Origin of the sequence: Caecibacter sp. AF58-12pH5A (assembly GCF_027681725.1) — a bacterium.
Taxonomy (GTDB): domain Bacteria; phylum Bacillota; class Negativicutes; order Veillonellales; family Megasphaeraceae; genus Megasphaera; species Megasphaera hominis.
Window position 1 is genome coordinate 1 of the sequence record NZ_JAQDBC010000034.1, and the last position, 9502, is coordinate 9502.

The following is a 9502-nucleotide window of genomic DNA, read 5'->3' on the forward strand; positions in this document are numbered from 1 at the left end:
CTGCTTACTGCCACTCTTAAAATTTTAGAACGTGGTCTTGACAAGGGGCCCATTATAGAATTAATAAAGCCAACATAATACTTCTTATAAGTAGTTCTAAGAATCATAATAACAAGATTATCAATGATTCCTTCAAAATTTCCAGCAGAAGTATAGTCTCCATTGGCATTTTTACGAGGTTCTGGGAATCCATTCTCAATGCACCACGCTGGATGTTTATATTTCATATTTTGTCTACTAATGCGATAATTATTTCTGCCTCCGCGGGGAGCAAATTCAATAAATGCACTCTCAGCTGCGTTACCAAGAACATAAGCATTAAATGTATAAATGGAGCGCGTTTCATTTCTAAGCGGACTATCGGATATCTCCGCATACTCCAAAAAATCAATAATATCGTCGTTGGAAATCCCAGCAGCTTCCAAATATGTTTGTCCGCCACCTCCTTCCGGTCTATCAATATCATAGAGCTTTTTAAAGTCGGACGGATTTATTTTTCTGTAAAAAATTCGATCAATGTATTCCACATTCCCACCTTACCTTTCAACTGAAATCAGGTATTCTTTAAGTTTCGGTGGCAATTTGCTATCATTGCTCCTGAAACGATTATAATCAATCTGTTGAACTTCTACAGTGCCAAATTCTCCAAAACATTCTCTTAATTGTTCCAACGTGAAAAGTCCATCTTCGCTGTAACTAATCAAAAATCTATCACAATGCATATCAGTCATTATTTTTTTAAAAGATTGAAGTCCACGAGTTTTGGTACAAAGCTTTGAATGCTGATCCCACCAATCTCTAAGTCCACTTTTTCCAACGGCTTCTGGAAAATCTCCCCGTGCTATCGTTTCTAAAATATGATAGTTGGCTGCGTATTGCCTCTTCATATATGGTGGATCAATATAGCAAAGATCCGCAGTTATTAAACCTGCTAAGTTCTCCGCAAATCCAAGACGAACTGTATGCCCCACTGCATTTTTATGATAAATTTCAACTGGTTTTAATACAAGTTCATCATTGGCATTCTTCCTAAAATTAGAAAGAAAATACCCATAAGTGCCTGAAATATTTGCAACCTCATTTACAGCCATTATGAGAGTGTGTTTAAGAAGTGACTCCTCAATTGGAGTAATAGCCTTCTCCGCTATCCAGTCATTGATTTTTTCACGTATAGCATCTATTTTGGATGCATTTTCTGAAGTAAAATATTTTCTTGCCGGGCAACCATTTAAAGGCTTACCACCAGGTGAAAACTCTCTGTAAAAAAAGCTGTATTTTACATTCAATCCGTTTAGATATGATACGACATCATAGTATGGGTGTATGCTGTCTGATTTAATTATTCCATTAGACACAAGTCCCGGAAACTTTGGGTATTCTCCAATCTGTAAATTAGTAACAAGATGATGATATGAATAGGTCATAACATCTGATGCCACCACAGTATATCCGTATTTTCTCAACCCCAATGCCACTGATCCCGTTCCTGCCATTATATCTGCTACAGTCCCCACATCTCCGATCATCTTTCGAATGCGGTCAACGATATATGGCAGTAGTTTAGTTTTATTTCCAATGTATCTATACAATCGCACATGCCTCCATTTTCATATTGTTTACAGCACTAAGGTTAGGAAGCTTATTCATTTCGTTTATGACCATCTCACATTCTTCCTTTGTCAATTCATATTTTTTCATTATGAGTCCTTCAAGTTTGGCATCCATGTCATGGTCATAATGTTGCATTAGTTTTGTTGCTATTTCGACTATATCCAAATCGACTTTACTCCCAGTATACGGTCTAATCGGAAGCGTAAAAACAATCTGCTTAGTGATATATGGATGCGATTTCCATTCATTTTCACCATAAACTTTCAGGTAATAGTAGTAAACCACCCTTGAGTTAATCAGAGCTAAATAGTACTCCAGAGGTGTTTGATTATTTTCGTCAACATACTTCAATATATAAACGGTTTGGCTCGTCATACTTCCCGAATAGTCTATGGCACTGTAAATTCCCAATCCTGTCTTTCTAATGAGCAATTTAGGGGGGGTATATAATTCTCTGTTCTTGTAATTTATCCCTTCAATATCAGGGCGAATATAATATTCCCCGGAAATTCCATATCTGCGGATATTCTCACCCACATAAATCAGAATACTATTTTCATCAGGTTCTTGGGTTACAACATTTTGAACAGTTTTATCAGTAACAGATATTTCTTCTCCACAATTGGTACACGTCTTTTTCCCAGCCTCAAATTGTTTTTTCTTATACCCCTGAGCATAATTGCAATGTGGGCAATATACAATCTTTCCGGTTTTAGATATCTCAACGCCTCTGCCAAAAACAAACAACTGTTCCCATTTTTCTGTTTTTGATGCAATTTTTTCAAGTAATGTCTCTTCGTTACTACATGTATCAATATCGAAATTATATCCGCTGTTCCTTGAAAATCTTCTTTGGTATACTGTGTGCTTTTTCTTATCAAAATACGTCAATAATGTCCCTTGTCCTGCAAGATACGCTTTTCTGTCTTCGGTTGATAAGCGGAAACAAGTAGTTTCGCTATTTGGAGTTGGAATCGCCTTTTTACAAATAATTACTGTTGTTGCTCTATTAACTTCTTCAAAGATTTTCTCGCCGAGTCTGGCGATCACCTTGATTTGAGTCTTTTCCAATAAGAATTTGCGCAAGTTCTCATTTTGTGTATCGAATAATGAATCAGGAATTATAAATGCCATCAACCCATTCTCACGCAAAATATTAAAGGCAAACTCCATAAAGAGTACATAACTATCATACTGCCCTGAAACAAGTGAAAAACCCGCAGAAATCAAATCAGCTCGCTCATATATTTTCTCAGAACTCCACGGAGGATTGGCGATTACGGCATCCACCACTGGTAATTTATCTCTCCAATAATCAACTGTTTTCTTTTTTACTTTTTGCGGCATGATCGTATCATTGTGAATGATACGAAACGCATCCTTAGTGTTTTGAATTGCTTCTTTATCAACATCTATTCCTATATACTCTTTTTTATTTCCAAAGATATTTTGAACCGCTCGCAGCAAAGCACATTCGCCACTTGCTGGATCAAGAATAACCTTAATATCTTCATTACTTGAAACTCGTTTTAGCAACTCTGCAACAAAGTTTGACAAAGATCCTGGCGTATATACAACGCCATACTTCTGCTTAATCATCTTCACTCTCCTATGCTGGGCTTAGTATTCATTGATATCTACACCTGCAGCAAGAAGTCTTTCATATCTCTCATAAGAGAGTACTACCGCAATAGGCTTACCATTTTTTAGAACAAAAGCCGTTTTATCTTGTTCAGATAGTCCCCTAATTAGCTTGGAGGATTGTCCTCTATTAAACTCTCCTATATTGTAGTGTTCCATAGGAACTTTCCTTTTCTTATCCAATTTCTCAGCCCTCCTTGCATACAACTGTTGCAAATATACAATTTAATTATTACACAAGCAGCTCTTAAAGGCAATACTTTTACAACTTATTTATTGATTGTAAAAGTAATTATAATTAACACTTGTTTTTGTTTTTATTTTTTCTCTGCACAGCCTTATAACTAAAATAGCTTATACATCATTACGAAATATACAAACCGTTATATAAACCATGTTAACGAAATTATTGTTGACCAATTTTCTCTATTGGTCTTGCGAGAATCGCTCCGCAATATAGCACTCGTGGCTACAATACTTTCTTTGCTTGTTTACATAAACAGTAAAAATCTTCCCACAATGCCGACAAAAGATTTTGTAGTAAGATTTTCGATTCACCTGATCGAGATGTCGATTCCACCATTGATTCCGGCACCTATCACAACAAAACAGTTTTCTCTTCCGCTTCGGCTCCTGCTTTATTTCTAGACCACAATTCCTGCAAGACGGAGTCTTAGTAAAGGGTACTCGTATTTTTGTCCGTGCAATATCATTACTCCCAAGCCCGTGCCTTCGACAATAGGATTTCACGGTGTTCAGATTCAATCCCATTTTGATAGCCACCGTGCCATAACCTAATCCTTTGATTCGCATATCCCTGATTTTTTCTTTATCTTCATTTCTCATAATAGTCTTCAATTCCTTTCTTTGGGCGGTATTTGGGCAAGCGATAGGAATACGTTTTCCCGTCAATCCACCGTATCTTCAGTTTCCTATCGCCCATTGCAGTAATGCGTTGAAGAATCAACGCCAAATCCTTCTCGTTGGCCATCATCCTCCATGCACTCTTCTTTTGAAAGGTATGTACCCATTGCCAAACATCGTCTGCCCTATCTTCTCCAACGATTGTCATCACAATATCCGCCACGGTCTGAGGAATATTTCTTTTGAAGGCAAGGTTTCTTGCAGCATCGTGAATGATGTAGTGAAGGAGTTTGTCGTAAATATTATCCGCAGGGCATTTGGGACCTTTTGTACACCGATTGTGGCATTGCCAAACTAGATTGTTATAACTGGTTGAATGCCACGGTCGCGGTGTATATGTAAAACCACATATGCCACATTCAATCTTACTGCTCAATGCAGTCTTACCGCTGTAGCGTCCTAGAAGCCCCTCTCTTTCCTTTATACATTTCTGCACATAATCAAAAAGCCACGGGCTGATAATCGCCTCGTGGTTATCCTTTACATAGTATCGAGGAAGTTCGCCCTCATTCTTCTTTATTTTTTTCGTTAGAAAATCTACTGTAAATTCCTTCTGCAGAAGCGCGTCTCCCTTATATTTTTCATTGGAAAGTATACGTCGAATTGTCGACGGATTCCACACGTCCTTGCCTCCAGGTGTTTTTATTCCTAATTTAGTGAGATCGGCTGCAATAGTGTGTGCCGTTTTTCCCTCAAGGAACAAACGATAAATCATTTTTACTATTTTCGCTTGCTCGGAATTCACCACGATTTCTCCTGTTTCCTTGTCTTTATCTAATCCGAGAAAATGACTATAGGCAAAGCTCACTTTCCCATCCGCTATGCGCTTGCGCCATCCCCATGTGACGTTCTCTGAAATTGACCTCGATTCTTCTTGCGCAAGGCTACTCATAAGGGTTAGCAAAAACTCTCCCTTGGTATCCATCGTGAAAATATTCTCTTTTTCAAAATATACGCCAATCCCTTTATCCTTTAGTCGGCGAATACTTGAGATGGAGTCAACCGTATTTCTAGCAAACCTCGATATAGACTTTGTTAAAATCAAATCGATATTTCCAGCAAGACAATCCTCCATCATGCGATTGAAGCCCTCTCTGCGTCCTGTCCTTAAGCCAGAGAGCCCCTCGTCTACGTACACTTTAACAAACTTCCAATTCGGGCGATTGGAAATTAGCTTCTCGTAATATTCGGTTTGTGCTAAAAGACTCGATTGCTGATCCTCATGATCTGTGGAAACTCTCGCATAAGCCGCCACACGCAAAATTGTCTTGGTGGTGTCCTCAAAGGTTACAGGTTTTAGCAAAGGGGTAATTTTTGTAATGGTTCTATCTCTCATGGACAAGCACCCATCCCCGATGATTCCGCCGACAGTATCCAACTCCAAAAACGGTGGTTTATATTGTTTGGCGATTTTCTTCCATGCACGCCGCATCTCTCTATTACTGATAACGCCGTCCAGCAACATTTCAGCGAGGACACATTTTGCCAATCTGTAGTCAACTTCTTTTTCTAACAATCGCACCTTCTCCTTTCCAGTTGTAGCACCTAATACATCACTCAAACAGACCGGAAAGTCAAGGAAATTTACTAAAATCCAAGACTATCGACATATGCGCGGCACTTGATGTCAGAAATCCTTTTATATGTTTTGTCATTATTCTTGCGAACAATTCGATAAGGGACCATATTGATGATATTATTTCCCCTCATGCCATTAACGATGCACCCTCTATCGTTAATAGAATATAAACACCCCCGTCTTTCTCTTTCCCATCAGGCTCAAAATCACATCCTGTTTTCAAACACAAAAAAAGCCGGCCATTTTCCGACGTTCATTAAACCCTTGCTATATATGTACTTTTACACTATGCACACTGTCCCCAACATTGTACGAAATCCAAGATGATTCTCTCCAGCAGAACCCCGCTCGTCGGTTCAATGACATTGACTATCATTTTTACCAGTGATTTAGGCGTGAAGAATACGCCATCGTCGGAGGCCACGTTCTTGGCGAATTTATTGAGAAAATATTCGTAAATGCGGCCGATGATGTCGCCGCCGATCTCATCGAGTTCGCTTTGATTGAAAATACGCAAAAGGCTTCTCAAGAGGTCATCAGAAAATTTTGTGTAGTCATCGGGCAACACGCCTGTCAACTGTTCGCTCTGCTCTTCAATGAGTTTCATGGCATTATTGACGACTTCACCAAGAGTATCCATTTTTACGCCGTCTTTATCTTGCAGATTCAGTGAAGCAATATCGCCCTGCAAATTAGCCAGATAGTCATATTGTGCTGCTTCAGGCAGGTACAGGGCACTTTTTGCGATAAAATCACTGGCTTCTACAGGTATCACCCGACCGCCGCGGCTGGGCCGGTTCTTTAAGATTTCTGCTTCGACCTTTTTGAAACGGCCATAGGCGTAGCGCAGGAAAATAAGGCCCAATACGGGCATACAGTACTCATTGGACGTCAGCTTCGAGTTGGCACGCAGTTCATCTGCTGATTCCCACAAATCGTTTTCTAATTTACGAATATTGATCATGATAGATGTTCCTTTTCTTGTATAAGTAGCCCGTCAGGGCGATTTTATAAGTATTTGTTGATATGGTTATTATATCAAAAATGGCCGGTTGTTACTATTAAAGGCGTCTGCCAGACACATGCCTATCCCACCACATTTTTCTCATCACTAATCAGACATCCATTTGTCCATCACTCGTTCCAAAAGTACAAAAAATCCCCTGCCAATGCGTACTGTGGCGGACTGTTTTTCGTAATGTTTCCGCATGGCTTGGGGGATATGCTATAATAAGAGCAATTATGGCACTTTATTTAGGAAGGAGGTGTTCTACATGGCCCGTCAACGCCATCGTACACCCTTAGATTACGAGGCCGAGGATAAACAGGATATACGCCGGCAGGAGTTTATTTTCCTGAGTACGTTTTTTCTGATGGTTCTGCTCATGGTTTCTTTATATTTCCAGCTTAGCCTGCTGGCGATTGGCGCCGTAGTGGTGGCGCTCCTGGCTTCTACGGTTGGTTTCTGCATTCATTATCGTACTTTTTTTCCATGCGCGACCGGGGACAGCGGACGGAGAGCGTTCTCATTTCCCTTTATGGCAGTTTGATCCTGACGCTGATTTGTGCGTATTATTACACGCAGGACCAGCCTTTGTCTCTCGATTATGCGCTGATTTTTCTCTTTGGTTTCTTTTTCTTCACCTTCATGGTCTACCGCAGTATTGCCCGTTATTTTGTCGTCGGCAATAAATGGCAACGCATTAAAAACTAAAAAAACGGCAACGAGGCCTTTCCTTCGTTGCCGTTTTTTCTTTAGTTCATGATACTGGCGAGATAGTGGCTGATTTCGATAAGGTTTTGGTCCGGGTCGCGGATGTAGACGGAGAGGATGGGGCCTAAGGCGCCGGTGCGCTGGACGGGCCCTGTTTCGATGGGTACGTGCAGGGCTTTTAAGCGTTTTTCTACGTTTTCTATGGTGTCGTCGGTGATAAAGCACAGGTCCGCTGAGCCGGGCGTAGGCTTTTCTGCCTTCGGCTCCCATTCGTGGCCTTTTTCGTGGAGATTGATTTTTTGCCCGCCAAAGACCAGGGCATGGCGTGTGCCGTGGAACATGACGTCTTTCATACCCAGAACCCTCTTATAAAAGGCGACGGTCTTTTCTACATCGGCGACGGTCAGGACGAGATGGTCCAGCCGTTTCAGCGTAATAGGCGCAGGCTCTGTTTGCTGCATAGGAACACCTCCTTAAAAAAAAGCACGATCCGCCTGGGCGAATCGTGCTCGTGTACTGCAATTAGTTGTTTTCTTTAGCGAGGATGTCCGTTGTGATAGCGTCGGAGCAGCATACAGCTACTACGTCAGCAATATCTTCGGAGGAGCAACCACGGGAAAGGTCAAGGATCGGTTTTGCAAGGCCCTGAACCAAAGGTCCAAGAGCAGTGGCGTTAGCAAAGCGCTGTACCATCTTATAACCGATGTTAGCTGCATCGAGGTTCGGGAAAATGAGGATGTTGGCATGGCCGGCAACTTTGGAGCCCGGTGCTTTGTGTTCGCCAACTTCCGGAACGAGGGCAGCGTCAGCCTGGAGTTCGCCGTCGAAGTCGAAGTCTACGTTGCGTTCTTTCAGGATTTCTACAGCCTGGCGGACCGTGTCAACCGTTTCGCCGGAGCCGGAGCCTTTTGTGGAGTAGGAAAGGAGAGCAACTTTCGGGTTGAGCATCTGAACGGTTCTACGAGCACGTTCTACGCAGATGCAAGCGATATCGGCGAGCTGGTCAGCTGTCGGATAAGGGATAACGCCGCAGTCACCGAGTACGAGGATACCATTGTCGCCGTACTGCGGAGTATTGGTAAGAAGAATGAAAGCACTGGATACAGTCTTGTTGCCTTTACGGGGTCCAATAACCTGTAAGCCGGCGCGGATAACGTCAGCGGAAGTCGTAGCGGCACCGGAAACAACACCGTCAGCTTCGCCCATAGCAACGAGGCCGGCTGCGAAGAAGGTGTAGTTGGACATCATGATTTCGCGGGCTTTTTCTACGGTCATGCCTTTCTTTTCGCGGCGTTTTGCGAAGTACTGGCACAATTCGTCCATGCGATAGTATGTAGCAGGATTCAAAACTTCAACACCTGTCAGATCGATCTGGAATTTGGCAGCATCCTGTTTGATTTTGCTCAAATCACCAACGAGGATAATGCGGGCGTAGCCTTCTGCCAAAACACGTTCAGCAGCTTTCAGGACACGACGGCTATTGGTTTCCGGAAGTACGATTTTCTTCTGTGCTTTGGAAACACGAGCTTTCAAATCTTCTGTAAATCTCATGTGTAACAACTCCTTATGGATACTAGATGGTCTTAAAACGTTCCACGTCTATTATAGTACAAAATATGATGCAAATCAAAAGGGTTTTGCACATATTTTGCATGACAAAAAGAAAAGTACAACGTATTAGTTCACCAGGCCTGCAGGACAGTTTTTCCGCGGTGTTTCGCCCTCTTTCAGAAGGACGCAAAAAAAGTCTGCCTACCGGTTAGGGTACGCAGACTTGTAAAGAGTTTTGGTGGGCGATAACGGGCTTGAACCGCTGACATCCTGCTTGTAAGGCAGGCGCTCTCCCAGCTGAGCTAATCGCCCAAAAAAAATGGTGACCCCTGCGGGATTTGAACCCACGTTCACGCCGTGAAAGGGCGGTGTCTTAACCACTTGACCAAGGGGCCATGCAAAAGGATGAATATGGTGATCCACCCGAGATTCGAACTCGGGACACCCTGATTAAAAGTCAGGTGCTCTGCCAACTGAGCTAG

The 9502-nt window shown here is 42.0% G+C and carries 10 protein-coding genes and 2 tRNA genes; 2 read left to right on the plus strand and 10 right to left on the minus strand.

Translation table 11 applies throughout. The annotated features are described in order from the left end of the window. The 6 genes from PGX44_RS11550 to PGX44_RS11575 form a co-directional block, all read right to left on the minus strand. The coding region (locus PGX44_RS11550) for a hypothetical protein (RefSeq protein WP_498855477.1) at positions 1-527 on the minus strand (527 nt) is incomplete at its 3' end. Between the two features lie 9 nt (positions 528-536). Continuing rightward, positions 537-1589 carry a DNA adenine methylase gene (locus PGX44_RS11555; RefSeq protein ID WP_370838963.1) on the minus strand — a complete coding sequence of 351 codons (1053 nt, stop codon included), beginning with the start codon at positions 1587-1589 and terminating at the stop codon, positions 537-539. Then, entirely contained in the window at positions 1582-3210 is a 1629-nt protein-coding gene (locus PGX44_RS11560) for an N-6 DNA methylase (RefSeq protein WP_370838961.1), read from the minus strand. Before PGX44_RS11560 ends, PGX44_RS11555 begins: the two co-directional genes overlap by 8 nt. Positions 3211-3231: 21 nt before the next feature. Beyond that, positions 3232-3435, minus strand: a complete 204-nt coding sequence (locus PGX44_RS11565; protein ID WP_370838959.1) for a type II toxin-antitoxin system Phd/YefM family antitoxin — start codon at positions 3433-3435, stop codon at positions 3232-3234. A gap of 652 nt (positions 3436-4087) precedes the next feature. Continuing rightward, complete coding sequence (locus tag PGX44_RS11570; protein WP_370838958.1) at positions 4088-5692, minus strand: recombinase family protein; 1605 nt, start codon at positions 5690-5692, stop codon at positions 4088-4090. Between the two features lie 349 nt (positions 5693-6041). Further along, positions 6042-6719, minus strand: coding sequence for a type I restriction-modification system subunit M N-terminal domain-containing protein (locus PGX44_RS11575; protein ID WP_498855478.1), 678 nt, complete (start codon positions 6717-6719; stop codon positions 6042-6044). A 310-nt stretch (positions 6720-7029) separates the two neighbouring features. On the opposite strand from PGX44_RS11575, the gene PGX44_RS11580 reads away from it, so the two are divergent. Then, positions 7030-7305, plus strand: a complete 276-nt coding sequence (locus PGX44_RS11580; protein WP_498855479.1) for a hypothetical protein — start codon at positions 7030-7032, stop codon at positions 7303-7305. Then, positions 7302-7469, plus strand: coding sequence for a hypothetical protein (locus PGX44_RS11585; protein WP_498855480.1), 168 nt, complete (start codon positions 7302-7304; stop codon positions 7467-7469). The genes PGX44_RS11580 and PGX44_RS11585 overlap by 4 nt, the downstream gene beginning before the upstream one ends. 41 nt (positions 7470-7510) lie before the next feature. On the opposite strand, the gene PGX44_RS11590 is transcribed toward PGX44_RS11585, so the two are convergent. The 4 genes from PGX44_RS11590 to PGX44_RS11605 all read right to left on the minus strand — a co-directional run bounded on the left by PGX44_RS11590 (position 7511) and on the right by PGX44_RS11605 (position 9415). Continuing rightward, positions 7511-7930, minus strand: coding sequence for a VOC family protein (locus PGX44_RS11590; protein WP_498855481.1), 420 nt, complete (start codon positions 7928-7930; stop codon positions 7511-7513). A 61-nt stretch (positions 7931-7991) separates the two neighbouring features. Further along, positions 7992-9020: a phosphate acetyltransferase gene (gene pta, locus PGX44_RS11595; protein ID WP_289001536.1), complete on the minus strand. Its 1029-nt coding sequence runs from the start codon at positions 9018-9020 to the stop codon at positions 7992-7994. Between the two features lie 236 nt (positions 9021-9256). Next, a tRNA-Val gene (locus tag PGX44_RS11600) sits at positions 9257-9332 on the minus strand. Between the two features lie 8 nt (positions 9333-9340). Continuing rightward, a tRNA-Glu gene (locus tag PGX44_RS11605) sits at positions 9341-9415 on the minus strand. Positions 9416-9502: the final 87 nt, after the last annotated feature.